Origin of the sequence: Bradyrhizobium sp. Ce-3 (assembly GCF_022835695.1) — a bacterium.
In the GTDB taxonomy this organism is placed as follows: Bacteria; Pseudomonadota; Alphaproteobacteria; order Rhizobiales; family Xanthobacteraceae; genus Bradyrhizobium.
Map to the genome: position 1 here is coordinate 52642 of NZ_BQUV01000012.1, position 25319 is coordinate 77960.

At 64.6% G+C, this 25319-nt stretch carries 27 protein-coding genes; 17 read left to right on the forward strand and 10 right to left on the reverse strand.

Features of this window, described 5'->3' with window-relative positions:
* Position 1 precedes the first annotated feature (1 nt).
* The 9 genes from BRSPCE3_RS32710 to BRSPCE3_RS32750 are packed head-to-tail and all read left to right on the forward strand — an operon-like array spanning position 2 to position 7080.
* Positions 2-1099 (forward strand): ABC transporter ATP-binding protein, encoded by a 1098-nt coding sequence (locus tag BRSPCE3_RS32710; protein WP_244070767.1) that lies wholly within the window; start codon positions 2-4, stop codon positions 1097-1099.
* Positions 1092-2117 carry an ABC transporter ATP-binding protein gene (locus BRSPCE3_RS32715; RefSeq protein WP_244070769.1) on the forward strand — a complete coding sequence of 342 codons (1026 nt, stop codon included), beginning with the start codon at positions 1092-1094 and terminating at the stop codon, positions 2115-2117. The genes BRSPCE3_RS32710 and BRSPCE3_RS32715 overlap by 8 nt, the downstream gene beginning before the upstream one ends.
* A gap of 22 nt (positions 2118-2139) precedes the next feature.
* Positions 2140-2763, forward strand: coding sequence for a dihydroxyacetone kinase subunit DhaL (gene dhaL / locus BRSPCE3_RS32720; protein WP_244070771.1), 624 nt, complete (start codon positions 2140-2142; stop codon positions 2761-2763).
* Positions 2760-3152: a dihydroxyacetone kinase phosphoryl donor subunit DhaM gene (gene dhaM, locus BRSPCE3_RS32725; RefSeq protein WP_244070773.1), complete on the forward strand. Its 393-nt coding sequence runs from the start codon at positions 2760-2762 to the stop codon at positions 3150-3152. Before dhaL ends, dhaM begins: the two co-directional genes overlap by 4 nt.
* 31 nt (positions 3153-3183) lie before the next feature.
* Positions 3184-3486, forward strand: a complete 303-nt coding sequence (locus tag BRSPCE3_RS32730) for an HPr family phosphocarrier protein (RefSeq protein ID WP_244070775.1) — start codon at positions 3184-3186, stop codon at positions 3484-3486.
* A 1-nt stretch (position 3487) separates the two neighbouring features.
* Positions 3488-5107 (forward strand): phosphoenolpyruvate--protein phosphotransferase, encoded by a 1620-nt coding sequence (ptsP, locus tag BRSPCE3_RS32735; RefSeq protein ID WP_244070981.1) that lies wholly within the window; start codon positions 3488-3490, stop codon positions 5105-5107.
* On the forward strand, positions 5100-5522 hold the full coding sequence (locus BRSPCE3_RS32740) for a hypothetical protein (protein WP_244070777.1): 423 nt from the start codon (positions 5100-5102) through the stop codon (positions 5520-5522). Before ptsP ends, BRSPCE3_RS32740 begins: the two co-directional genes overlap by 8 nt.
* A 32-nt stretch (positions 5523-5554) precedes the next feature.
* The gene (gene dhaK, locus BRSPCE3_RS32745) at positions 5555-6538 is read left to right on the forward strand and encodes a dihydroxyacetone kinase subunit DhaK (protein WP_244070779.1); all 984 of its coding nucleotides are present in this window, start codon (positions 5555-5557) and stop codon (positions 6536-6538) included.
* A 26-nt stretch (positions 6539-6564) separates the two neighbouring features.
* Positions 6565-7080, forward strand: a complete 516-nt coding sequence (locus tag BRSPCE3_RS32750; protein WP_244070781.1) for a GNAT family N-acetyltransferase — start codon at positions 6565-6567, stop codon at positions 7078-7080.
* Positions 7081-7174: 94 nt separating this feature from the next.
* Here BRSPCE3_RS32750 and BRSPCE3_RS32755 read toward each other — a convergent pair whose 3' ends face one another.
* Positions 7175-9229 carry a reprolysin-like metallopeptidase gene (locus BRSPCE3_RS32755; protein ID WP_244070783.1) on the reverse strand — a complete coding sequence of 685 codons (2055 nt, stop codon included), beginning with the start codon at positions 9227-9229 and terminating at the stop codon, positions 7175-7177.
* Positions 9230-9368: 139 nt separating this feature from the next.
* Positions 9369-10991 (reverse strand): calcium-binding protein, encoded by a 1623-nt coding sequence (locus tag BRSPCE3_RS32760; protein ID WP_244070785.1) that lies wholly within the window; start codon positions 10989-10991, stop codon positions 9369-9371.
* On the opposite strand from BRSPCE3_RS32760, the gene BRSPCE3_RS32765 reads away from it, so the two are divergent.
* Positions 10971-11294 carry a hypothetical protein gene (locus BRSPCE3_RS32765; RefSeq protein ID WP_244070787.1) on the forward strand — a complete coding sequence of 108 codons (324 nt, stop codon included), beginning with the start codon at positions 10971-10973 and terminating at the stop codon, positions 11292-11294. The genes BRSPCE3_RS32760 and BRSPCE3_RS32765 overlap by 21 nt on opposite strands.
* Positions 11295-11630: 336 nt before the next feature.
* Positions 11631-11819: a hypothetical protein gene (locus tag BRSPCE3_RS32770; protein ID WP_244070983.1), complete on the forward strand. Its 189-nt coding sequence runs from the start codon at positions 11631-11633 to the stop codon at positions 11817-11819.
* 20 nt (positions 11820-11839) lie between these two features.
* Here BRSPCE3_RS32770 and BRSPCE3_RS32775 read toward each other — a convergent pair whose 3' ends face one another.
* Together BRSPCE3_RS32775 and BRSPCE3_RS32780 are read right to left on the reverse strand one after the other, a co-directional pair.
* Positions 11840-12775, reverse strand: a complete 936-nt coding sequence (locus BRSPCE3_RS32775) for a sugar kinase (protein ID WP_244070789.1) — start codon at positions 12773-12775, stop codon at positions 11840-11842.
* On the reverse strand, positions 12759-13802 hold the full coding sequence (locus tag BRSPCE3_RS32780; protein ID WP_244070791.1) for an SPFH domain-containing protein: 1044 nt from the start codon (positions 13800-13802) through the stop codon (positions 12759-12761). Before BRSPCE3_RS32780 ends, BRSPCE3_RS32775 begins: the two co-directional genes overlap by 17 nt.
* Before the next feature lie 166 nt (positions 13803-13968).
* Here BRSPCE3_RS32780 and BRSPCE3_RS32785 point away from each other — a divergent pair, with 166 nt between their 5' ends.
* On the forward strand, positions 13969-14694 hold the full coding sequence (locus tag BRSPCE3_RS32785; RefSeq protein ID WP_244070793.1) for an NUDIX domain-containing protein: 726 nt from the start codon (positions 13969-13971) through the stop codon (positions 14692-14694).
* Between the two features lie 59 nt (positions 14695-14753).
* On the opposite strand, the gene BRSPCE3_RS32790 is transcribed toward BRSPCE3_RS32785, so the two are convergent.
* The 5 genes from BRSPCE3_RS32790 to BRSPCE3_RS32810 all read right to left on the reverse strand — a co-directional run bounded on the left by BRSPCE3_RS32790 (position 14754) and on the right by BRSPCE3_RS32810 (position 19440).
* Entirely contained in the window at positions 14754-15638 is an 885-nt protein-coding gene (locus BRSPCE3_RS32790; RefSeq protein ID WP_375709990.1) for an ABC transporter ATP-binding protein, read from the reverse strand.
* Entirely contained in the window at positions 15623-16531 is a 909-nt protein-coding gene (locus tag BRSPCE3_RS32795; RefSeq protein ID WP_244070797.1) for an ABC transporter permease, read from the reverse strand. Before BRSPCE3_RS32795 ends, BRSPCE3_RS32790 begins: the two co-directional genes overlap by 16 nt.
* Complete coding sequence (locus BRSPCE3_RS32800; RefSeq protein ID WP_244070799.1) at positions 16528-17949, reverse strand: ABC transporter substrate-binding protein; 1422 nt, start codon at positions 17947-17949, stop codon at positions 16528-16530. The genes BRSPCE3_RS32795 and BRSPCE3_RS32800 overlap by 4 nt, the downstream gene beginning before the upstream one ends.
* Before the next feature lie 180 nt (positions 17950-18129).
* A complete protein-coding gene (locus BRSPCE3_RS32805; protein WP_244070801.1) occupies positions 18130-18906 on the reverse strand; it encodes a Crp/Fnr family transcriptional regulator in 777 nt (258 codons plus the stop codon).
* A 228-nt stretch (positions 18907-19134) separates the two neighbouring features.
* On the reverse strand, positions 19135-19440 hold the full coding sequence (locus BRSPCE3_RS32810) for a gamma-butyrobetaine hydroxylase-like domain-containing protein (RefSeq protein ID WP_244070803.1): 306 nt from the start codon (positions 19438-19440) through the stop codon (positions 19135-19137).
* A gap of 226 nt (positions 19441-19666) precedes the next feature.
* On the opposite strand from BRSPCE3_RS32810, the gene BRSPCE3_RS32815 reads away from it, so the two are divergent.
* The 4 genes from BRSPCE3_RS32815 (at position 19667) to BRSPCE3_RS32830 (ending at position 23590) form a co-directional block, all read left to right on the forward strand.
* Positions 19667-20440 carry a ferredoxin--NADP reductase gene (locus BRSPCE3_RS32815; protein WP_244070805.1) on the forward strand — a complete coding sequence of 258 codons (774 nt, stop codon included), beginning with the start codon at positions 19667-19669 and terminating at the stop codon, positions 20438-20440.
* A gap of 107 nt (positions 20441-20547) precedes the next feature.
* Positions 20548-22290, forward strand: a complete 1743-nt coding sequence (locus BRSPCE3_RS32820; RefSeq protein ID WP_244070807.1) for a fumarate reductase/succinate dehydrogenase flavoprotein subunit — start codon at positions 20548-20550, stop codon at positions 22288-22290.
* Positions 22291-22376: 86 nt separating this feature from the next.
* A complete protein-coding gene (locus tag BRSPCE3_RS32825; protein ID WP_008141081.1) occupies positions 22377-22610 on the forward strand; it encodes a ferredoxin family protein in 234 nt (77 codons plus the stop codon).
* A gap of 2 nt (positions 22611-22612) precedes the next feature.
* Positions 22613-23590: a HEAT repeat domain-containing protein gene (locus tag BRSPCE3_RS32830; protein WP_244070809.1), complete on the forward strand. Its 978-nt coding sequence runs from the start codon at positions 22613-22615 to the stop codon at positions 23588-23590.
* Between the two features lie 40 nt (positions 23591-23630).
* Here the strand turns inward: BRSPCE3_RS32830 and BRSPCE3_RS32835 are convergent, their stop codons facing one another.
* Positions 23631-24626: a phosphotransferase gene (locus BRSPCE3_RS32835; RefSeq protein WP_244070811.1), complete on the reverse strand. Its 996-nt coding sequence runs from the start codon at positions 24624-24626 to the stop codon at positions 23631-23633.
* 129 nt (positions 24627-24755) lie between these two features.
* Between BRSPCE3_RS32835 and BRSPCE3_RS32840 the strand changes: the two genes are divergently transcribed.
* Complete coding sequence (locus BRSPCE3_RS32840; protein ID WP_244070813.1) at positions 24756-25271, forward strand: copper chaperone PCu(A)C; 516 nt, start codon at positions 24756-24758, stop codon at positions 25269-25271.
* Positions 25272-25319 lie beyond the last annotated feature (48 nt).

The following is a 25319-nucleotide window of genomic DNA, read 5'->3' on the forward strand; positions in this document are numbered from 1 at the left end:
CATGGCACAGATCCGCATCGAAAGCCTGCGCAAGTCGTTCGATCAGTTCACCGCGGTGGAAGGCTCGACCTTCACGATCGACGACGGCACGTTCTTCGCGATGCTCGGGCCCTCCGGCTGCGGCAAGACCACCACGTTGCGCATGATCGCCGGCCTCGAACTGCCGACCGAGGGCAGGATCCTGCTCGACGGCGAGGACGTCACGTTCCATCGCGCCGCAGCGCGCGACATCGCCTTCGTGTTCCAGCTGTTCGCGCTCTATCCGCACATGAATGTCGGCGAGAACATCGGCTTCCCGCTGAAGTGTCAGGGCATGGCGAGGCGCGAGATCCGCGAGCGGGTGCAGGAGACCGCGCGGATGCTGCGGATCGAGCATCTGCTGTCGAGCAAGACCTCGAAACTCTCCGGCGGCGACCGGCAGCGCGTGGCGCTCGGGCGCGCCATGGTGCGGCGGCCGAAGGCGTTCCTGATGGATGAGCCGCTCGGCGCGCTCGACGCCGAGTTCCGCCATCTGATGTGCGGCGAGCTGCGCGACCTGCACGATCGCATCAAGGCGACCACGGTGTATGTCACGCATGACCAGCTCGAGGCGATGTCGATGGCCGACCAGATCGCAATCATGAACAAGGGACGCGTCGAGCAGATCGGCACGCCGCAGCAGGTCTATGACCGGCCCGCGAGCATGTTCGTCGCCGACTTCATCGGTTCGCCGCCGATGAACTTCCTGCGCTTCGAGGGCGGCCTGAGATCCGGCGATCGCGCGGTCTCGTTCCACGATACCCGGCTTGCGGTGCCCGAGATTCGCGAGGATCGTGCCAATGCGCCGCTCGCGCTTGGCGTCCGTCCGGAGCATATCCGCTTCGTCGACGCGGGCGCCGTTCGCGGCGAGGTGTTCGGCGCGGAATATCTCGGCACCACCCAGATCGTCACCGTCGACACAGCTTATGGGCGGGTCGCGGCACGGCTGCCTTCCAGCGCGTCGGTGCGGATCGGTGAGACCATCGGTCTCGAATTCAACGCCGCGCGGCTGGCGCTGTTCGACATCGGCAGCGGCCTTGCGATCAAGACCGCCGGCGAGGAGGGCGCGCGCCATGGCTGACGTCACCCTGCGCAACGTCACCAAGCGTTTCGGCGCGGTGGAAGCCGTCCGCGACCTCTCGCTGACGGTGAACGACGGCGAGTTCCTGGTGCTGCTCGGGCCGAGCGGCGCCGGCAAGACCACGACGTTGCGGCTGATCACCGGACTGGAGAGCCCCGATGTAGGCTCCGTCATGATCGACGGGCGCGACGTGACGCAGGATCCGCCGGGCTCCCGGGACATCGCATTCGTATTCCAGCAATACTCGCTGTATCCGCATCTGACGGTCTACGACAATCTGGCGTTTCCGTTGCGCTCTCCGGCGCGGCGGGTGGCGGAGCCGATCATCCGCAAGCGCGTCGAGCAGACCGCCGAGCTGCTGCATATCGGAAGCAAGCTGAACAACCGCGCCACCCGGCTGTCCGGCGGCGAGATGCAGCGCGTCGCGATCGGGCGCGCTTTGGTGCGCGATCCCTCGATCTATCTGATGGACGAGCCGCTGTCCTCGCTGGACGCAAAACTCCGCGCCGAGCTGCGGCTCGAACTGAAACGGATCCAGATCGAGCTCGGCGCCACCATCCTCTATGTCACCCACGACCAGGTCGAGGCGATGACGATGGCCTCGCGCATCGGCGTGATCAAGGACGGCCAGTTGCTTCAGCTCGGCACGCCCCGGGAGATCTACGAAAGCCCGTCCAGCAGCTACGTTGCCTCGCGGCTCGGGACGCCGCAGATCAATTTCCTGCCGGCGCGCCTGCTCGCCGATGTCGCGATGCCGCCCGGAACCGAGACGGTCGGCATCCGCACCGAGCATCTTCAACTCGCCGCGCGCAATGGCGGGCAGATGGTCGGCCGCGTGCATCGGGTCGAGCACCTCGGCGAGCAGAATCATATTCATCTGGACTATAAGGGCGAGACGCTGGTGACGCTGGCCGATCCGCATCAGCCGCTGCAGGCCGGTCAGGAGGTCGATTTGAATCTGGTGCATCCGTTGTGTTTCGACCGTGCCGGGCAGCGCATTGCCGCGGCGGTTCATTAGAGGGGGCGAGAGGATCGAAGAGATGTCGGTGCCATCAGAAACATTCAAGTCGCTGGTCAAGGCGGCCGCGGAGCAGGTCATCGCCAGCGCGCCGGAGCTGACGAGCCTCGATCAGGCGATCGGCGACGGCGACCACGGGACCAACATGAAGCGCGGTTGCGAAGCTGTGCTCGGCAAGCTCGATGCGATCTCGGCACAGCCGCTCGACGAAGCGTTCAAGATGATCGGCAAGACCCTGGTGATGACGGTCGGCGGCGCCTCCGGGCCGCTCTATGGCAGCTTCTTTCTCGCCGCAGGCGAAGCGCTCTCGCACGACAAGCAGCTGCCCGACGATCTCGCCGACGTGTTCGGCAGCGCCGTGAACGCCGTGAGCGCGCGCGGCCGCTCGAAGGTCGGCGAGAAGACGATGTTGGATGTGCTGGTTCCCGTGCTGGAGACCTTGAAGGCGTCGGCCGGTCAGCCCGATCTGATCGCGCGGGTGCGCAGCACTGCGGCCGAGGCGGTCGAGCGGACGGCGCCGATGCAGGCCACCAAGGGACGCGCGTCGTTCCTCGGCGCGCGCAGCGTCGGGCATGTCGATCCCGGCGCGCGGTCGAGCTGTGTTCTGGTGCAGGCGGTGTGCGCCGGCCTGGAGGCACGCGCATGACCGACACCGTGGGGATCGTGATCGTCTCGCATTCAGCTGATATCGCCAAGGGAACCGCCGACATGGTGCGGCAGATGGTCGGCAGCGAGGTCAAGGTGGCCTTCTGCGGCGGCAATCCGGACGGCGGACTGGGCACCAGCGTGCCGCTGATCATCGACGCCATCAATGCTGCCTGGTCTCCCAAGGGTGTCGCGGTGCTGGTCGATCTCGGCGGCGCCGAGACCAACAGCGAAATGGCGGTCGAGATGCTGGAGCCTGCGCGGCGCGATCTCGTTGTCGTTTGCAACGCGCCGATCGTCGAGGGCGCCGTGATGGCGGCGACCGAAGCGGCGGGTGGCAGCACGCTGGCCCAGGTCAAGGCCGTGGCCGAAGAACTCTCAGCCGACTGAGATGTCGGCGAAGTGATGATGGATGATGAGCATGCTTGATAAAGCGGACGGACAGAACTTCACCGGGAATGTGCGGCTGGTGCACGCGGTCGGCATGCATGCGCGCCCGGCGGTCAAGCTGACCAAGCTCGCCAAGAAGTTCCAGGCCCAGATCTCGGTGCGGGTCGCGGGTGCGCCCGAATGGATCAATGCCAAGAGCGTGGCCAAGATCATGGCGATGCGCGCCGCCCACGGCAGCACGATCGAGTTCAAGGCGTCGGGCAGTGACGCCGAGGCCGCCGTCGCCGCGCTGGTCGATCTGGTTGCCAGGGATTTTCCGGATGGAGCGGGCTAGCATGCAGGGCGGCGCGGCAGGACTGGCTTACCGCGGCAGGACCGCCTCGATCGGCTTTGCCCATGGGCCGCTGGTCCGCGTCGATGCCGGCGCAGGCGGCGAGCGGGTGGCCGGCACGCTGGTCGAGGAGGCGCTGGCCTTGCGCAAGGCGATCGATCGCGCCAGCGGGCAGATCGCCGATCTTGCCGCGACCGCCGGCGGCGAAGCCGCCCAGATCCTCGAATTCCAGGTCGCACTGCTGGAGGACGAGGATCTGATCGAGGCGATCTTCGCGTCGATCGGCGAGGGGCGCGCGGCCGATGTCGCCTGGCGTTCGACGCTCGACGAGCAGATCGCGGAGTACAATTCGGCGGCGGATGAGTATCTGCAGGCCCGCTCGTCGGATCTTGCGGATTTGCGCGACCGCGTGGTCCACATCCTGCGCGGCGATGCGAGCGAACCGCTGAAGATTCCGAGCGGAGGCGTCGTCTGCGCCGACGACCTGCCGCCGTCGCGTTTCCTGGAGATCGACTGGTCCGGTGGCGGCGGCCTGGCGCTGCTGCACGGCAGTCCGACCAGCCATGTCGCGATGCTGGCGCGGGCGCGCGGCATCCCGATGGTGGTGCAGCTCGGCGCCATTCCCGATGCCGGCACCACGGCGCTGCTCGACGGCGAGGGCGCGACGCTGGAGCTCGATCCCAGCGCCGAGCAGGTGCGGATCTTTGAGAAGCGGCGCGAGAGTCACCGCAAGAGCAGGGCATCGGCGCGCGCGATCCTGCGGCGGCCGACGGCCTCGTGGCGCGGCGAGCACATCAAGCTTCTGATCAATATCCAGCGCGTCGACGACCTCGATCACGCCGATGCGCAATATGCCGACGGCATCGGCCTGATGCGGACGGAATTCCTGCTCGCCGGGCGCAGCGACCTGCCGGACGAGGAGACCCAGTTCCAAGCCTATGATGCGGTGTTGCGCTGGGCCGGCCAGCGGCCGGTCACGATCCGCACCTTCGACGCCGGCGGCGACAAGCCGGTGCCCGGCTTCACGCTGAATGGCGAGGCCAATCCGTTCCTCGGCGTGCGCGGTTTGCGGCTTTGCCTGGCCCGGCCCGAGATTTTTGCCGTCCAGCTCCGCGCGCTGGCCCGCGCCGCGGTGCGCGGCAATCTCAAGGTCATGTTCCCGATGGTGACGTCGGCGGACGAGCTCGAGGCGGGACGGAAGCTGTTCGCCGACACCGTGCAACGCTTGCAGGCCGACGGAATTGCCGCGATGCTCCCGGAGCTCGGAATCATGGTCGAGGTTCCGGCGGCGGCGCTTTCGGTCTCGAGCTTCAAGGCGTCGTTCTTCTCGATCGGCTCGAACGATCTCGCGCAATATGTGCTGGCCTGCGATCGTTCCAACGGAGCTCTCGCCCCCCTGATGGACCCGCTGCATCCCGCAGTGCTCGAGCTGATCGCGCGGACCGCGGAGCACGGCCGCCGCGCCGGCGTCAGTGTCAGCCTGTGCGGCGACATGGCGGGCGATCCGCGCTGCCTTCCCGCGCTTTTGAGTTGCGGGCTGCGTGAATTGTCGGTCAATGCGTCGGCGCTGGCGCAGATCAAGCAGACCATCGACCGGCTGAGCAGCGGAGGCGGCGTTGGCTGATACGGCGGCCGATGAAGCGCCCGAAGCCGGCGCGGTTGCGGCCTACAAGCGCATCTTCAAGGAGGTGCTGGAGAGCCGCCCGTCCGGCATGCGGCTGCGCCTCGCCCATGCCATGGGCAAGAACCGCAGCTTCGTCAGCCAGATCAGCAATCCGGCCTATCCGGTGCCGATCCCGGTGCAGCATCTCAACACGATCTTCGACGTCTGCCACTTCCCGCCGCAGGCGAAGACCGCCTTCTTGCGCGCCTATGCCCGCGCCCATCCGCGCCGCGTCGGCCGGCTGAGCGAAGGCTCGCACGAGCGGACGCTGACGCTGCATCTGCCGGATCTCGGCAGCGCCAAGCGCAACGCCGAGCTCGACACGCTGCTGCAGGAGTTCACGCGGCGCCTGATCGGCATCATGCGGGAAAAATAGGCGAAAACGCCGAACCAAGCGGGGAGGACACCATGAAGAAGTTCATCAATGCGGTCGACAATTTGCTCGGCGAAAGCCTCGATGGTTTCGCGGCCGCGCATGCCGATCTGGTCACGCTGGGCGCCGAGCGCAAATTCGTCCGCCGCCGCGAGCTGAGCGGCAGGAAGGTCGCGCTGATCTCGGGCGGCGGCAGCGGGCATGAGCCGCTGCATGCCGGATTCGTCGGCTACGGCATGCTGGATGCGGCCTGTCCCGGCCAGGTGTTCACCTCGCCGACGCCGGACCAGATCGTCGAGGCCGCGCAGGCGGTCGCGGGCGATGCCGGCGTGCTGTTCATCGTCAAGAACTATGCCGGCGACCGCATGAATTTCGAGATGGCGGCCGAGATCGCCGAAGGCCGTACCGCCACCATCGTGACCGATGACGATGTCGCGGTCGAGAAGTCGACCTACAGCATCGGGCGCCGCGGCGTCGCCGGCACCTTGATCGTCGAGAAGATCGTCGGCGCCGCAGCCGAGAAGGGGGCCGATCTCAAGACCTGCGTGGCGCTCGGCGAGCGCGTCAACGCGCGGACCCGCTCGATGGGCGTGGCGCTGACCAGTTGCACGGTGCCTGCCGCGGGCACGCCGACGTTCGCGCTCGGTGCGGACGAGATGGAGATGGGCGTCGGCATCCACGGCGAGCCGGGCCGCCGCCGCGTCAAGCTCGCCGAGGCCGATGCGATCGCGTCGGAAATGACGACCGCCATCGCCGACGATCTCGCTGCGCCCGCGGGCTCCGAGGCCCTGCTGCTGGTCAACGGCTTCGGCGGCACGCCGACGATCGAGCTCTATCTGATGTACAACGCGGCGCGCCGCATGCTCGAGCAGCGCGGCCTGCGGATCGCCCGCTCGCTGGTCGGCAGCTACGTCACCTCGCTGGACATGGCCGGCTGCTCGCTCACGGTAAGCCTGCTCGATGCCGAAACGGCCGGCTTGTGGGACGCCCCGGTGCGCACGGCCGCATTGAAATGGTGAGCGCCGTCGGCGCCAGGTGACATGGAATGAATGCGCAGTCCATCGAAGTCCGCCGCCTCCTGCCGGCCGACGCGGCGCTCTATCGCGATATCCGTCTCGAGGCGCTGCGCTTGGCCCCGGAGGCGTTCGGCAGTGCGTTTGAGACGGAGAGCGTGCACCCCGTCGAGTGGTTCGCGGAGCGGCTCGTGCACGGTGCGGTGATCCTCGGGGCGTTTTGTGGCCGCGAACTCGCCGGCATCGTCGGTTTTGTCGCGGCCGAGGGACCGAAGCGGCAGCACAAGGGCGCGCTGGTCGGCATGTATGTGCGTCAGGCGGCCCGCCGCGCGGGCGTCGGCCGGCGTCTGGTCGAAGCCGCACTCGAGCTTGCCGCGCAATCAGTCGAGCTGGTGCAACTCATCGTGGTCAAGGGCAACGAGCCGGCCATCCGGCTCTACCGGAGCATGGGCTTTGTCGAGTACGGGCTGGAGCAGCACGCGCTGAAGATCGACGGCCGCTACTACGACGATATTCTGATGGCCAGGGATCTGGTCGGGCGTGGCTGACAGCGATCGACAGGTCGCCGACGACAGCCACCTGGCGATTCGGTTCTGATTGAATCAGAACCGAATCCCTAGCGTTTTGTTTGACGCGTTTTCTTCACGCGAACGAAAAGTCGGTCGCGACGAGTTGGCTTTTGTTGACGCCAACGAGCCAGATGGCAGTGTTTGGATCGATCGTGACGATACTGAACGAGCCGTAGTCGGTGGTGGCGGCCAGCACGTCGGAGAAATTCGTCAGCATCGTTCCCTGCAGCAGGATGTTGTCGTTGCTGACCTCGAAGTCGTTCACCACGTCGACGCCTGAGTTCGCATTGAACAGCACCTCGTCGGAGCCGCCGGGCCCGAGGAACAAATAGTCGGTGCCTTCGCCGCCATCGAAGGTATCGTTGCCTCCCTCGCCAAGAAGCACATCGACGCCCGCGCCGCCATACATGGCGTCGTTGCCATCTCCCATATAGAAATAATCCTGGCCGTCCTCGCCTACGGCGACGTCGTTGCCGGATCCCATGACGAAGATATTGTTGCCGCCTCCGCCATAGCCGGTGTCGTTACCAATGTCTCCGTAGAAATAGTCGCCGCCATCGCCGCCGTAGAGAAAATCGTCGCCGGCCTCTCCGAGCAGCACGTCGACGCCGCCGCCGCCGGCCAGGATGTCGTTGCCGGCACCGCCGTAAAGGTAGTCCTGATCGTCGCCGCCATAGGCGACATCGTTGCCATTGCCGCCGACCAGGACATCGACGCCGGCGCCGCCGGAGAACACGTCGTTGCCGTCGCCGCCGTAGAAATAATCGTTGCCGGTTCCGCCGTAACCGGTGTCGTCGCCGGCGAATCCAACCAGGACGTCGGCACCGGCGCCGCCGGCAAGGGTGTCGCTGCCGGCCCCGCCATAGAGACTGTCATTGGTCGCCGGGCCGACCGGATCGGTGGAGAGCAAAAGCGTGTTGGCCACAAGTCCGGTGACCGCGTAATTGCCGTCGGCGAAATTGAGGTACTCGCCGCTATAGACCGTGTCGGTGCCGTCGACGCCATCGACGACCACGGTCTTGCCGCCGCTGCCGTCGTTGAACAACGAGATGCTGTAGGCGGCGCGCGGCGCCGAGAAATTGAAAAAGTCGGTGCCGGCGTCGCCGATCAGAGAATCGTTGCCGGCGCCGCCGGTGATCGTGTCGTTACCGGCGCCGCCATAGACCAGATCGTTGCCCGAGCCTGCATCGATCACATCATAGTCGTCACCGCCATAGAGGAAATCGGCGTCGGCGCCGCCGAACAGGAAGTCGATGCCGGAGCCGCCAAACAGCGTGTCGTTGCCGCTATCGCCGGACAGCGTATCGCCGCCGGCGTCGCCAAAGATGCTGTCGGCTCCGGAGCCGCCGAACATCAGATCGCCGCCGTCGTCGAGCATCGCAATGTCATTGCCGGCGCCCGCGGAAATCACGTCGGCGGTGTTGAAGCCGCGGAAGGTGTCGGCGCCGGCGGTGCCGACCTGAATCAGATTGTAGGAGCCGGTCCAGCGCCACGCCAGAACCTGCGATCCGTCGGCTCCCGGGCCGCTGTAGAGATATTGCACGGCCTGGAGATCCAGCGGCCCGAGCACGTTGCCCGTAACGGTATGGGTGTAGCTCATGACCGTTTCTGAATTATTGTCCAATGCGGTCGCAAGCGTTGGATCGCCCTCGAACGGATGCTTGAATCCGAGCGCGTGTCCGATTTCGTGCAACAGCAGCGGGGTCGCGACCTTCCCATAATTGACGAAGACGTCGCCTCCGATTTGATTGTCGTAATCCGAACTGATCGCGACGTTGGGGTAATAGGCGAACCCGGAGTAGGGCGTATATTTCGAATCAGTGGAGAAATCGTAGGAGCCGAACCGGATGTCACCGAGACCCGCCGGCACCTCCAGGAAGATAATTCCGCTAGCGTCGGCCCATTGCTGCAGCGCTCCCCGTGCAAGCTGCGCTTCATCCGCCGTGAAGGGCCGAAAACTGTTCTTGAAAGCCTGGCTATCGGACGACGCCAGCTCAGCGCTGGAAATGGTGGTATCGAACGAGTAGGTCACGAAGACCGGCTTGTTGGTCGGAGCAGCGCCCGTCGCCGTGTTGCCCCACCAGGAATAGCCCGAGAGAATTGCCGTAAAATCTGTTACCGCAGTCATTGATTGTGCTCCCCAGCCGGCAGCTTAATAGCCGATCCTAGCGGGATTTCCGCGGTGAGCAAAGTGTACCGTGATGCCGTGAACAATCTCTCGTTGTTGGTCGATATGCGGTCCGGTGCACCGGGAAGCGGGGTTCGGCTCAGGCGAACGAGAAATCGGTCGCGAGGAGCTGGCTCTTGTTGACGCCGATCAGCCAGATCGCGGTGTTCGGGTCGATCGTGACGATGCTGAACGAGCCGTAGTCGGTGGTGGCGGCAAGCACGTCCGAAAAACTGGTCAGCATGGTGCCCTCCAGGCGGATGTTGTCGCTGCTGACCTCGAAGTCGTTGACCACGTCGACGCCGGAGTCTGCATTGAACAGCACCTGGTCGGAGCCGCCGGGCCCGAGGAACAAATAGTCGGTGCCTTCGCCGCCGTCGAAGGTGTCGTTGCCGCCTTCGCCAAGCAGCACGTCGACGCCGGCGCCGCCATACATGATGTCGTTGCCGTCCCCCATGTAGAAATAATCCTGGCCGTCCTCGCCGACCGCGACGTCGTTGCCTGATCCCATGACGAAGATATTGTTGCCGCCTCCGCCGTAACCGGTGTCGTTGCCGATGTCGCCGTAGAAGTAATCGCCGCCATCGCCGCCGTAGAGAAAATCGTCGCCGGTCTCGCCGAGCAGCACGTCGACGCCGCCGCCGCCGGCCAGCACGTCATTGCCCGCGCCACCGTAGAGATAGTCCTGGTCGTCGCCGCCATAGGCCACGTCGTTGCCATTGCCGCCGACCAGGACATCGACGCCGCTGCCGCCGGAGAACACGTCGTTGCCGTCGCCGCCGTAGAAATAGTCGTTGCCGGTGCCACCGTAGGCGGTGTCGTCGCCGGCAAGCCCAACCAGGACGTCGGCACCGGCGCCGCCGGCAAGGGTGTCGCCGCCGGCCCCGCCATAAAGGCTGTCATTGGTCGCCGGGCCGGCCGGATCCGCGGCGAGCAAAAGCGTGTTGGCGATCAGTCCAGTGACGGCATAGTTGCCGTCGGCAAAGTCGAGATACTCTCCGCTATAGACCACGTCCGTACCGTCGACGCCATCGACGATGACGGTCTTGCCTCCGCTTCCGTCGTCGAGTAGCGAAATGCTGTATGCGGATCGCGGTGCCGAAAAACTGAAAAAATCGGTGCCGGCGTCGCCGACCAGAGTATCGTTCCCCGCACCACCGGTGATCGTGTCGTTGCCCGTGCCGCCATAGACCAGATCGTTGCCTGCGCCTGCATCGATCACATCCAGATCGTCGCCACCATAGAGCAGGTCCGCGTCAGCGCCGCCGAACAGGAAATCGATGTCCGCGCCGCCGTATAGCGTGTCATCGCCGCCATCGCCGGACAGCGTATCGCTGCCGGCATCGCCAAAGATGCTGTCGGCTCCGGTCCCACCGAACATCTGGTCGCCGCCATAGGCGAGCATTGCGATGTCATTGCCGGCCCCGCCGGAAATGACGTCACCGGTGTTGAAGCCGCGGAAGGCGTCGGCGCCGGCGGTGCCGACCTGAATCAAATTGTAGGAGGGCGTCCAGCGCCACGCCAGATCCTGCGATCCGTCGGTTCCCGGGCCGCCGTAGAGATATTGCACGGCCTGGACGTCCAGCGGCCCGAGCACGTTGCCGGGCGTCGTGGTCGTGTAGCTCATCACGGTCTGGGAATTGTTGTCCAATGTACTCGAAAGCGTCGGATCGCCTTCGAACGGATGCTTGAACCCCAGAGCGTGTCCTATCTCGTGCAGCAACAGAAAAGTCGTGACCTTGAAATAATTGATGAAGACGTCGCCTCCGATCGGAGTGTTGAGATCGGCGCCGATCGAGACGTCGGGACTGCGGCCAGCGCCGTTGTAAGGAACGTATTTTGGATCGGCAAAAAAATTAAAGGAGCTGAACCGGATGTCGCCGAGACCCGCCGGGACCTCGAAGAAAACAATTCCGCTGGCGTCCGCCCATTGCTGAAGGGCTCCGCGTGCAATCTGGGCTTCATCCGCCGTAAAGGGCCGAAAGCTGTCTTTGAAGGCCTGCGAATCCGGCGACGCCAGCTCTGAAGGGGAAATGACCGTATCGAAGGAGTAACTGATGAAGGTCGGCCGATTGGTTGCAGCAACGCCCGAAGCCGGATTGCCCCACCACGTATAGCCCGAGAGAATTGCCGTAAAATCGCTGACAACGGTCATTGATCGCGCCCCCCGTCCGGCTTCTCGTTGCCTAATCCTAACGGGATTTCCGCCTTATGAGAAGTGTAGCCTGATGCCGACAGCAATCTGACGTTGTTCCCCGGTTTGCAGCGCGATATGCGGGGCGCGTGCGCCGCGCCGGTGCGAAAATCGGGCGTTGCGGATCGGCCGGCGAAGGACCAATCTTCGGGGAGGACAGGCTTGGTCGTGTCGATGGCGGAGTGGTATTTCATTTGGGTCGACGGTCCGCGCGGACCGGAGCCACAGAAGTGGTCGTCGGATGCGCTGTGGGGACAGCTTGCGCGTCAAGACGTCATCGTTCGTTTTCCGCTGACGGAGCGGGAGGCCGCACTGTCGATCGACCAATTGGCGAGGCTGCACCCAATCCCACAGTGAGGGAGCACCGAGCCAGCGGCTCATACCACCAGCCGTCCTTCGCGATCCGCCACCGTGATCTGCGCTTCCGTCCCCGAATTGAAATCGAGCCGGTCGGCTTCGATGCCGTCAGAGAAGATGACGCCGTTCTCCGGCATCAGCGAGCGCACGCTGAGGCGCTCGGCGCGGTCGAGGCTGCCGCACACCAGCGTGACCTGCGAGCTGCGGCTCGGAAACGGCTCGCGCACTGCAAAGCGCAGGGCGCCAGCGTCCCACGGCTGCGGCAGATAGGGCGGGCTGCCGACACCGCCGCCGAAGGCGCCGGCAATCGCGAGCGAGCCGGTGACGATGCTCTTGAACCAGGCGGTTGAGCCGAGCCCGGTTGCGACGATCAGGCCGCTCGAGGACTGCCGCTCCTTCTGATCGGCGAGGGCGATTTCGTAGACGGCCGATGTGTGGGTGCGGGCACCGATGAAGAGGTCGTTGACGGCATAGAGGGTCTGGCCGTTGGTGAGTGCGGCCTTGGCCATCGTCACCGCCTTGTGGCCGCGTTTGTCGCCTGCGACCTCGCCCAGCAGGGCAGGGAGGTCGCGCGGCACGAAGGGCAGCAGGATGCCGTCGTAGCGCTTGGCATCCGGATTGAGCCCGATCAGCGGATGGCCGTCGAGATACTTCATCGTGTTGGCGACGACGCCGTCCTGGCCGAGCGCCACCACGATGTCGGACGGGCCGAAGATGAAGTTCGGCAGAAAGCTCCGGTCGATGATCTGGTAGCGGCCCCATTGCTCAAGCGCCTGCACGGTGACGCGGCGCTCGACCTGGTAGACATCGTGCTCGCGCTGGTAGTCCGAGAAGTCGGCGCCGAGATGCTCGACATAGAAGCGCGCCTGCGCCGCCGTCAGGTATTTCGCGATCAGCTCCTCGAGCCGCGTTTTGCGGGTGACGAGGACGATCTTGCGGTCATTGGCGGCGGGCACGGGGAGCCTCCGCGACGGGCTTGTCCAGCAGCGTGTTGAGCAGATCGGGCGAGACGTTGAGCTGGCCGATCTTCTCGGCCTTCTCGGCGATGCCGCTGAAGGCCTGCGCGATCAATTGGCCCGGCTGCATGCCGGCTGCGGCCAAAGCCTGGACCACGCGGGTGTCGACGCCTTCGAAGATCTTCATCAGCGCGCCGACCCGATAGGCCTCCGCATCCGCCAAGGTGCGGGTGTTCTCGGCGTTGAGACCGACGAAGTCCTTGCGCTTGCTCTCCAGCGTGATGTCGGCGACCATGCCGGCCTCGCGCAGCTCGGCCTGCTTGGCCGCGACGCTCGCCTCGGCGTCCATCTGGGTCTCGCGGATCGAGCGCTTCTTCTGCTCGACCGCGATCTCGGTGTCGAGCTCGCTCTCGCGGATGGCGCGCTCCTGCTCCACGGCAAAGTTGCGCCGCGCGAAGATCGCCTCGTCCGCGCTCTTGAGGATTGCCTCGCGCGCCTCGGCTTCCAGCGCCTTGGCGGTATCCGGCGTCGGCTTCACCCCGCGGATCGAGACGCCGAGGACTTCGAGGCCGAGGGAGGCGATATCGGCGCGGCCGCGCAATCCGCTCTCGATCAGGCCGGCGATGCGGTCGGCGGCCTGCAGCGCCTCCTTCAAAGTCAGCTCCTTCACGGCTTGCTGCGCGAGCACCTCGACGGTAGCCAAAATCCTTTGCGGCAGCTTTTCCGGGTCGTCGGACTCATAGGTCTTGCCGTCGGCCTTGAGGGTGAAGTTGAGCATCGCGGCGGCCTTCTGCGGCTCGCTGATCCGGTAGGTGACATGGCCCTGAATGGTCAGTGCCTGAAAGTCCCGCGCGATCTGCTGGAAGATGAAGGCGGCGTCGCGGCTGCCGATCGGCACCGCCACCAGCGAGGTGACCGGGCCATAATAGAAGCCGGACAGGCCGGCGCCTTGCTGGGTCACCGCGCCGCGGCGGTATTTCATGAGATAGGTGGTCGGCTGGGCCTTGATGAAGCGGAGACCGAACATGGCGTGCACTCCTAAGTAAGTGTGTCTGAACAACTAAGTTAGTTGGACTGTACAACTAAGTATGCTATTGTCAAGCCGGGACGTGAAAAGGTTCACGCCCCGGAGCGTTTTCGAGCAAAGCGGACACCGGTTCGCGTGAAGACAACGCGTCATGACGAGAGGCTCAATGACAAGCGGGGAGACCATGCCCGAGAAGCCGGAACTCGACTTTCCGCGGCCGCTGACGACGGTCGACGTCGTCATTTTCGCCATCAGGTCAGACGCGCTTCAGGTCCTGCTGGTTCAACGCCCGAAAGCGGAAACCGAGCCGTTTCCAGGAGCTTGGGGGCTGCCCGGCGGTTTCGTCGACATCGCCGGTGACCGCGACCTCGAGGCCTGCGCCGCGCGCAAGCTGAAGGACAAGACCGGCGTGGTCAGTCCATATCTCGAGCAGCTCGGCAGCTGGGGCAGTGCCGGCAGGGACCCGCGCGGCTGGTCTGCGACGCATGCCTATTTCGCATTGCTGCCGGAGCAGGCGGCCGGCGGCGCGCTCGCCGCGGACGCGCAGTGGTTCGCGGTGGAGGGTGAGCGGGTGCGGCCGAAGCTTGCCTTCGACCATGCCGAGATCCTGCAGGCGGCGGTGCAGCGGCTGCGCAGCAAGGTCGAGTACACCTCGCTGCCGGCCTACCTGATGCCGGTGGAATTCACCCTGCCGGAATTGCAGCGGACTTACGAGATCGTGCTTGACCGCCCGCTGGAGAAGAGCGCCTTCCGCACCCGCATGCTGGCCGCCGACCTGATCGAGCCGGTCGCCAAGATGCGCAAGGGGCCGAACCGCCCGGCGCAGCTCTATCGGCTGAAGAAGGCCAAGGCGCCGGTGTTCTTTGCGCGCACCTTCAATCCGCCGGATTAGCGCGCCGACCAGCGAAGTCGACGCCGGTTGGCGTGAAGAAGGCGCGGCAACGCGACAGGCTAGAGCACCTCGGCGAGCGAGTGTCCCTGCAGCTCGATGTTCAATCCCTGCATGCCGAGATCGTTGATCTCGCCGCCCATCGCCTTCAGGCTCTCCTCGCGGATCAGCGACATCAGTCCGCGGCGCAGCGCCAGGAACTCCGACGACATCATCATCGACTGCTGCCGCGGCCGCTCGAGCGGAATTGGGATCTCCGCCTTGATCGAGCCGGGGCGCGCGGTCATGCAGTAGACGCGGTCGGACAGGAAGATCGCCTCGTCGATGTCGTGGGTGACGAACAGCACCGAGATCTTCAACCGCTGCCACATGTTGGTGAGGATCTGCTGCATGATGACGCGGGTCTGCGCGTCAAGCGCGCCGAACGGCTCGTCGAGCAGCAGCACCTTCGGCCCGGTGGCCAGCGCGCGCACGATGCCGACACGCTGCTTCATGCCGCCGGACAGTTTTTCGGGATAGTGCTTTTCGAACGCCTCGAGCCCGGCGAGGCCGAGCAGGGTGCGCGCGGCGCGCTCGCGCTGCGAGCGCGGCATGCCGCGCATCTTCAGGCCGAACTCGACGTTCTCGCGCACCGTCTTCCAGGGAAACAGCGAATATTGCTGGAACACCATGCCGCGCTCGGCGCTCGGGCCGTTGACCCGCTCGCCGTCCACCGTGATGATGCCGGTGGTCGGCTTGAGAAATCCGGCGACCGCGTTCAGGAAGGTCGACTTGCCGCAGCCCGACGGCCCGACGATCGAGACGAACTCGCCCGGCTTGACATGGATGTGGGTGTCGGTGACCGCCTGGACCGCGCCGTCGATGGTCTCATAGCTCAGCGAGAAGTTGCTGACCTCGATATGCCCCTTGGATGCGGCGGTCGCGGTCTCGCTCATTTCGATCTCCATGGCATCACGAGGTGGCCGGCGCCGCGGATCAAGACGCTCGATCCGAGGCCGAGCACGCCGATCGCGATCATCCCGAGCGCGATGTCGGCGTACTGGACCAGCGAATAGGCTTCCCAGGTGAAGTAGCCGATGCCGTACTGTCCCGAGATCATCTCGGCTGCGATCAACGACACCCAGGCCACGCCCATGCCGATCGTCAGCCCGGTGAAGATGTGCGGCAGCGACGCCGGGAAATACACCTCGCGGAAGATCGAGCGCTCGCGCGCGCCGAGGCATTGCGCGGCGCGCACCAGCACCGGATCGACCAGCGACATGCCGTGCAGCGTATTGACCAGGATCGGGAAGAACGAGCCGAGGAAGGTGATGAAGACGATGCTCTGCTCGTTGGTCGGCCACAGCATGATCGCCATCGGCACCCAGGCGATCGCCGGGATCGGCCGCAGCACCTCGGCGACCGGGAAGACGATCTCGTGAACCAGCTTGAAGCGGCCCATGATCAGGCCGAGCGGTACCCCGACGATTGCCGCGAGCGAGAAGCCGATGAAGATGCGCCGGCAGCTCAGCAGGATGTGCATCAGGAACTTGGGATCGTGAATCGCCCTGGTAAAGCTCGCATAGACCTCGACCGGGGAGGGCACGTTGGTGAAGCGCACGAAGAACACCACGCGGTAGGTCGTCAGCAGGTGCCAGGCCAGGACGAAGGCGAGCAGCGCGACGATGCCGATTGCGGCGGCGCGCAGCCGGTCCTGGTTGAGCCGGTACCAGCGCGCAGCCCGCGTACCGAAGGAGGGCGCCACGGCTGGAACGGCGGCGGGGACGGCGGCCGCCTCCGCGGTCGCAGGAGGGGCCTGCATGCTGTGCTCGGGATGTCTGAGGAAGGCCGGGCTGCTCACGTCTTGCCTCCCCCGACCGCCGCCTTCACCGCGTCATCGAAGCCGAGCACCTTGCCGCTGATCTTCGCGGCATAGGCCTCGGCATCCTTCTTCAGCAGGAACGGCGCCACGTCGCCATTGCCGACCGCGAAGAAGGCCTGGTCGGCAAACAGCTTGATGCCGCGCATCGTATCGAAGACGTAGGCGACGTTGATCTTCTTTCCCTTCGCCTTGTAGTCGGCATAAGCACCGAGCGTGCAGGCCGCGGATGCGAAGGGGAGGATGCCGGCGTCGTCGACCCAGACCTCGCCGGCCTTGCGCGGATCGGCGATCGGCTTGTTGCAGAAGGCATCCTGACCCGAAATCTCGTAATTCTTCGTGCTGGCGAGCTCGGCGTCATAGTCGAGCTTCATCTCGGCATAGGCCTTGCGGATGTAGCTGTCGTCGACCCACTTCTTCGGATCGAATTGCTTCATGCGGCCGAGAGCCTGCAGGACCTTGACGTCGGCCGTCGCCGCGTCGATCAACGGCTGCTTGATCGTCGGATCGGTGGTCATGTTGCCGCCGGGGCCGAGAAAGATGTAGACGACCTCCTTGTTGATCCCGGTCCATTGCTGGATCTGCTCGGCGGCGCGTTTGGGGTCTTCGCGCAGCCACTGGTTGGCGGCGATCAGCGCCTTGAGGTAGGCGACGACGACTTCCGGATATTTCTCGGCGAAGTCGGTGCGCACCACGATGCCGTGGAACGTCGGCAGGTTGGTCTCCACCCCGTCGAAGATCTTTCGCGCGAAACCGCGGAACGGCAGCAGCTCGGCGAAGGGAACGAAGTCGGCGTGGGCGTCGATCTTCTTCTCCTGAAGATTGGTCGATCCGACCTCCGGGCTCTGGCTGACGAGCTGGAAGAAATCCGAGGCGTAGCCGCGGTCCTGCATCGCCTTCAGCACCATGCCGTGCGCGGCCGAGCCGAACGGCACGCTGACGACCTTGCCCTTGAGATCGGCGAGATCGTAGTAGGGCGAGTCCTTGTGGACGACGATGCCGTTGCCGGAGCCGGACAGGCTGTAGGCGGCAATTCCGATCAGCCGGCTCTTGCTTTCAGGATTACTGTCGAACGTGAAGCCGTTCACGATCAGCGGATAGTCGCCCATCATGCCGATCTGCAGCTTGTTCGCCATCATCGCATTGGTGACCGGCGGACCTGAGGTGAAGTTCTGCCACTCCAGCTCGAATTTGATGTTGGCGTATTTGCCGTCCTTCGGCAGGTATTTTTCGAGCAGATGCAGCTGCCGGATGACGACGCCAGCCGTGACCGTGTTGGTCGTGGTGTCCTGCGTTCCGATGCCGAGCGTGACGGTTTCTGCGAAGGCCGGCTGCGCGAGGAATAGCGCCAACGCCGTGACCGACGTCACGAGCGAGAGCGTGGGAAGGTGGCGGACCATTCTCATCCTCATTCGGTTGGATGTGCTGTGGCTGCCATGATTGGGCGAGCGGGTGAGCCGGGCAAATCCGGATTTACCGATGCAGTCGATTAGTTGCCCGGAAAAGCCGGTTGCATAGTCCTTGTGCAATTCCGCCGGTGAGCGCCGCTTGCATGTGCATCGGGGTTGCCTGTCGCCGCTTTACTCGGATGCCTGGCCGCGCATCTCCTCGAGCACCTCCGGCCGACAGACCACGATCTGGGAACGCTTGGTCAGGACGATTCCCTTCTCCTGCATGCGCTTCAGGCTGATCGTGACCCATTGCCTGGTCGCGCCGACCATGTGGGCGATGTCGGCATGGGTGAAGGCGGCGGCGATCACGGTGCCGTCGCCGTCCTCGACGCCGTAGAGTTCGACGAGGTGGAGCAGCAGGTGCGCGAGGCGCTGGGTGATCGAGCGCGTTCCCAGCATCTGCGCCAGCGCCGAATAGCATTTGCCCTTGAAGGTGAGGCCTTCGATCAGGCCGATCGCAAGGTTCGGGATCTCGGCGGCGAGGACACGCAGCTCCTTCCCGGGAAGGTGCACCACGCTGCAATTGCTGGACGCAACGCCGGACCATTGATGCACGGTGCCTTCGAACACTTCAGGCCCGCCGACGAAATTCCCGACATGCCAGTAGGCGAGCGTGATCTCGCGGCCCAGAGGGGACGTGTAGAACACCCGGATCCGGCCGCTTTCGACGAGCCAGATGCCGTCATGCCTGCCGCCCTGGCTGAACAATGTCTGGCCGCGGTTGAGCACCTTGCGGCGGCCTTGCTTCAGGACCAGTTCCCGCTCGCGCAGGCTGAGCTTGTCCATCAGCGGCGGCGGCCCGCCGATCCACTGCTGGTTTTCGGTGAGCAGCAGCGATGAATTGCCGGCAGGCCGGTTTGTTGCGGGAGCGGTCCCGCGAGCCGCATTGGCCGCCTGCAGCAACATGGAGCCGCCTCCGAATTGTTCGAGCCGATCTACCCGATCTAAAACCTATCTAAACAAGAGCAATGTCCGTGCCAGAGCGGGATGGCAAGTGGGGGACGGCCGGCCGCTGAACGGCGCATGATGCCGGGTCCGCTCGAAGCGCGGCGGCCCGGAAATTCATCACTGCAAACCGGAGATTTACGGAACAGGCATTCGCCCGTCCGGACCTCGGATAGAACGGAAGTCCGGCTAGTGTCCCGCCAGGCTCATCAGATAAATTTTTGGGTAGATGCCGCGATTGTGCCCGTCGGAGAATGCGATATTCAGCCCGTAGCCCAAATCGTGGATCTCCGTGATCGCGATGCCGGGAAAGCTCTCGGGGAAGCGACCATCGATTCGGGCGCGGGTGCAGTGGGCGCATTTGCAGGACAGGCGCAGCTGCTCGGCGGGCAGGCTCAGGCTGTCGTCCTGCGTGGTGCGGACGAGCAGCGTCGCGAGATCGGCGCTCGCTTCGTAATCGGCCACCGTCGGCGCCACCAATGCGGTCATGGTCATGATCAATCTCCTCTTCCTCTCTAGGTCGTCGCAGGGCCGCGGCGATAGCAATTAATTGCCGGTGCGGACGCGAGTTCAGGCCGATCGAGCGCGCACGACCGTCCGCGCTTCAGCCGCGGTCTGCGAATTGTGAAACTAATCGACCGGGAATTTCAGTTCGGCGTTGCCCGAGCGGCCTCTCTCCGAAACCTTGCGCCGTGTTCCGCAGCAGGGGGAGAGACCAGGAATGAGCGCATTTCAGAAGGAAACGGTTCTGTCGGTCAGGCACTGGACCGATTCCCTGTTCAGCTTCACGGCGACGCGCGATCCCGGCTTCCGTTTCCAGAATGGCCAGTTTGCGATGATCGGGCTCGAGGTCGACGGCCGGCCGTTGATGCGGGCCTACAGCATGGCGAGCGCCAATCATGAGGACGCGCTGGAGTTCTTCTCGATCAAGGTTCAGGACGGTCCGCTGACCTCACGGCTGCAGAAGATCAGGGAAGGCGACATCATCCTGGTCGGCCGCAAGGCGACGGGCACGCTGATTACCGGCAACCTGATTCCCGGCAAGCGCCTGCTGCTGCTCTCGACAGGAACGGGCCTTGCACCCTTTGCCAGCCTGATCAAGGACCCGGATGTCTACGAGAACTACGAGACCATCGTGCTGGCCCATGGCTGCCGCCAGGTCTCCGAGCTCGCCTATGGCGAGCAGCTGGTCGAAGGCTTGCGCAATCATGAATTGTTCGGGCCGCTGATCCGCGACAAGCTTGTCTACTACCCGACCGTGACCCGTGAGCCGTTCAGAAATCGTGGCCGCATCACCGACCTGATCGCCTCCAACCAGCTGTTCGACGACATCGGCCAGCCGGGCCTCGACATCGAGACCGACCGCATCATGCTGTGCGGCAGCCCGTCGATGCTCGAGGAACTCCCCGCGATGTTGTCCGCGCGCGGCTTCGTCGAGGGCAATCACAGCCAGGGCGGCCATTTCGTGATCGAGAAGGCCTTCGTCGAGCGGTGAGGCAAAATCGCTTTCCGGCGACAACTAATTGCTATCGCCGGCGAGCCGGCTGAACAAATCTGGCGCACAGGCGCCCCCGGCTTGCGCCGGCGAACCAGGAGCGTGAGATGGCACTAGATCAGATCGTCGACGGATTGTCCGAGGTGTCCTGCGACGTGTTGGTGATCGGCGGCGGCACCGCCGGCCCGATGGCTGCGTTGAAGGCGAAGCTGAAAAACCCGAATGCCAACGTCGTGCTGCTCGAAAAGGCCAACGTCAAGCGCTCCGGTGCGATCTCGATGGGCATGGATGGGCTGAACAACGCCGTCATCCCCGGCTATGCGACGCCGGAGCAGTACACCAAGGAAATCACCATCGCCAATGACGGCATCGTCGACCAGAAGGCGGTCTACAAATACGCGCAGAACTGCTACAAGGTCATCGAAGAGCTCGACAGCTTCGGCATCCGCTTCCTGAAGAACGAGAACGGCGATTACGCCGTCAAGAAGGTGCACCATATCGGCACCTATGTTCTGCCGATGCCGAATGGCGAGACGGTCAAGAAGGCGCTCTATCGTCAGCTGCGCCGCGCCCGTATCCTGATCTCGAACCGCTACATGGCGACCCGGCTGCTCAAGTCGAGCGACGGCCGTATCGCCGGTGCGATCAGCGTCAACACCCGCACCGCCGAGATGCTGGTCATCAAGGCGAAGGCGGTGATCCTCTGCATGGGCGCCGCAGGCCGGCTCGGCCTGCCGACCTCGGGCTACATGTTCGGTACCTATGAGAACGCCGCCAATTCCGGCGACGGCTACGCGATGGCCTATCATGCAGGCGCCGCGCTCGCCAATCTCGAGTGCTATCAGATCAATCCGCTGATCAAGGACTATAACGGGCCGGCCTGCGCCTATGTTGCTGGTCCGTTCGGCGCCTTCACCGCCAACAACGAGGGCTCGCGCTTCATCGAGTGCGACTACTGGTCCGGCCAGATGATGCTGGAGTTCTATAACGAGCTGCTGTCGGGCAAGGGGCCGGTGTTCCTGCAACTCAAGCATCTGCATCCCGACACCATCTCGGAGATCGAGTCCACCCTGCACAAGGTCGAGCGGCCGACGCGCGGGCTGTTCCAGGAAGGACGTGGCGTCGACTATCGCAGCGAGTCGATCGAGATGCACATCTCGGAGATCGGCCTCTGCTCCGGCCACAGCGCCTCCGGCGTGTTCGTCGACGACAATGCCCGCACCACCGTGCCCGGGCTCTATGCAGCCGGAGACATGGCGAGCGTGCCGCACAACTACATGCTGGGCGCCTTCACCAACGGCTCGGTCGCCGGCATCGACGCGATGGAATTCGCCGACAGCCACGATTACGCTGATTTCGACGCCGCCGACGTTGCGGTCGAACGGGATCGCGTGATGGCGCCGACCAGGCGGGAGGACGGCATTCCGCCGAACCAGGTCGAGTACAAGACGCGGCGCCTGGTCAATGACTATCTGCAGCCGCCGAAGGTCACCCGCAAATACGAGCTCGGCATGCGCCGGCTTGCCGAAGTGCGCGAGGACATGAACGAGCGGATGATCGCGCGCAACGCCCATGAATTGCTCCGCGCGCTCGAGGTGCAGTCGATCATGGATTGCGCCGACATGGCCGCCCATGCCTCGCTGTTCCGCGAAGAGAGCCGCTGGGGGCTCTACCACTGGCGCACCGACTTTCCGGACAAGGATAATGAGAACTGGTTCTGCCACACCCTGCTGTCCAAGCAGGACGGCAGGATGACGAGCACCAAGCGCGCCGTGGAACCGTATGTCGTGCCGATCGCCGACGACGAGAAGGATCTCTACGACAAGCAGCGCATCCGCGCCAGCGCGTGATTCTTGCTTGACGCGTTTGCTTCACGCGAACCGGTATCCACTTCGCTCGAAAACGCTTTCGCAGCACAACAACAGGAGATTGGACGATGCCCCTCGCTTCCTATCAGACGTCGGTCCCGGTGGTGGTCGACGACGCCAAATGCATCGCGGACAAGGGCTGCACGGTCTGTGTCGATGTCTGCCCGCTCGACGTGCTGCGGATCAGCGACATGACCGGCAAGGCCTACATGGCCTATGACGAGTGCTGGTACTGCATGCCCTGCGAAGCGGATTGTCCGACCGGCGCCGTCACCGTCAACATTCCGTATCTCTTGAGGTGACCATGTCGAGTCCGTTCGAATCCTATGACGATCTCGACGACGCCGACGAGCGGCTCCAGGCGGCCGATCCCGCCGAACGCCGGGTCGCGATCATCGCGCTCGGCCATTCCGGTGATCCTGCCGCGATCGGCCATCTCGCCGGGATGGTCTCCGATCCGGATGCCGGCGTGCGCCAGCAGGTCGCGATGGCGCTCGGCGAGTTCGACGGGCCGGAGGCCGCGAATGCGCTGGTGAAACTGCTCGTCGACCCGGAGCGCATCGTGGCGTCGGCTGCGGCCGACAGCATGGCCGAGTTCAAGGATCCCGCCTGTGCCGGCGCCATTCTCCCGCTCGTCAAGCACAGCCACGCATTCGTGCGCATGGGCGCGTTGCGGGCGCTGAAGGAGTTGCGCTGCCGGGAGACGCTGAAGCCGGCGCTGGAGGCGCTGCAGGATCCCGATGCGGCGGTACGGGTGCAGGCGATCGGTGTCATCGGATTCCTCAAGCTCGAGGAGTCTATTCCGGCGTTGACGGCACTGATCGGCGATCCCGACGCTCATGTGCGCCGCGCCGCGGTGAGCGCGCTGGCGTTCTCGCAGCTGAAGACGGCGGCCGAGACGATCACGCGGGCGCTCGGGGATGCCGACTGGATGGTGCGGGAGATGGCCGCGGAGACGCTGGGACTCAATGTCAACGGCGCGCTGGCAGCCGATCAGCTGGTCGTGTCGCTGTCCGATCCATTCTGGCAGGTGACGTTGAAGGCGATCCGAAGCCTCGGCCGGATGAAGATCGCCCGTGCGGTGCGTCCGATCGGCCAGTGCATCAGCCATGATCAGGCAAACCTGCGCAAGGAAGCCGCCGCCGCGCTTGGCGAGATCGCCGATGCCGACGGTGAGGCGTACCTGGCGCTGGTGGCGAATGATCCCGACCCCGATGTCAGGAAGAACGCGCGCTGGGCGCTGCAGCAGATCGCAGCGAAACAGGCGCGGGCGGGATCGTAGACGCAATCTGCCTGGCTTTGCGGCCCAGTCGGGCGGGCCGTCACACCGAAAGGTCGAAGCCGGGCGTCGCGACCTCGGTCAGGAACGAGGCAAGGAACATCTTGCCGAGTACGTGCTTGGCCGCAGTCGTGCCGGCCTTGAGTCGGCCGGCACGGCTGGCCTCGGCGAGTTCGGCCAGCGTCGGCGCCGTCAGGCTGGTGTCAGGTGAGGCGCGCGGCGCCGTCGCGGATGCGCTGAGCAGCACGCCGGCATAATAGAGCCGGGTAAGGGCGCGCACCAATCTGAGCCGGGCGCGCAGCGCCGCGTCGAGCGGGCGGCCGAGCCAGGCGCGATGCAGAATATCCGCAAGCTCCGGCGTTCGCGCGACACTGTCGCCGACAATGGCGAGATCGACCAGCGGATCGGTGCGGTAGGCGGATTCCCAGTCGATTATCCAGAGCCTGGTGCCATCGAACAGGATGTTGGCGGGCAGCGAATCGTTGTGGCTCGAGACCGAGTTCGCCTCGTCCCACGCATAGGCTGCACGAATCTGCGCGAGATGGTCGTTGTAACGGTCGAGCACGCCCGGCGCGAACAGGCCGGCGCGGCCGACATGAGCCCAGAGCCGGGCTACGATATCGGGATATCGCACGAAAGCGGGAAAGGTCGGCGTCGCCTGCAGGCGCGCCAGCAATTCGCCCAGTGCCTTCGCCAGCGCCGGCGGCCCGCCGGGATAGCGACCGAGCGGCTGCCGCTGCACGAAATCCATCACCGCGACGCGCGACGTTTCATTGGCATAATGGAGTCGCGGCGCGATGCCTGCCTCGGCGGCAATCCGCAGCGAAACATATTGATATGGATTGCGCAGCGGGCTCGGTACGCCCTCGATCCGTAGCAAATAATTCTCGCCGCCGGCATCGATCCGGAACAGCCGTGCCGATGTTGCGCCGCCTGAGATAGATGTGACGGCGTCGATCGTTGCCGCGCCGATCACCTCACGCAGTGCAGTATGCGCTGCATCGCGTTCTGTCTGCGTTAGCGTATCGAGAACGCTCATGCGCAAATATGTAGCATGACCGCTATGCGTGCCGAAATCGCAATCAAGCGCGGTTCCCGATCTTCAATCGCTGGCAGCGCGCGACGAAGCATGAAACAATGCCGCAAAAATCACGTCGGGAGAAGCTTGATGTCGTTCGAGCGGGGGTTGCATAGCGCCATTGCGTGCAAGACCGTCAAGCGCAGAACAATTGAGTTCAAGGCTTGTAAGTTCAAGGCTTGGAGTGCGTTGCCATTATTCTGCCTGATCGGCACGTTCGGAATGATGCATAACGCCGTCGCGAACGAATCCCTTCAGATTGTGGATGCGCGCGTACCGGCGGTCGACAAAGCGGGCGGGGACCTTCCCTTGACGATGACGATCAAGAACGAGGCCGACAGCGCCGACGCGCTGCTCCGTGTCCGCTGCCCGGTCGCAAATTTTTCCGAGCGTCACATCGTCGATCGCGGCGAAGGCGCGCCCGCCATGCGCTCGATATCCAATATACCAGTCCCGGCCAAGGCGACGCTCGAGCTCAAGCGCGACGGTTATCACGTCATGCTGCTGCAGTTGCGTCAGGCGCTCGCGCCCGGCGAGAGCTTCAAATGCGCCATCGTTTTTCAGAAAGCAGGCACCATCGAGACGGAGGTACAGGTCCAGAAGTGACCAAGACAAGTGACTAAGGAAGGCGGCGGGCGGCACAGCCGATCGCCG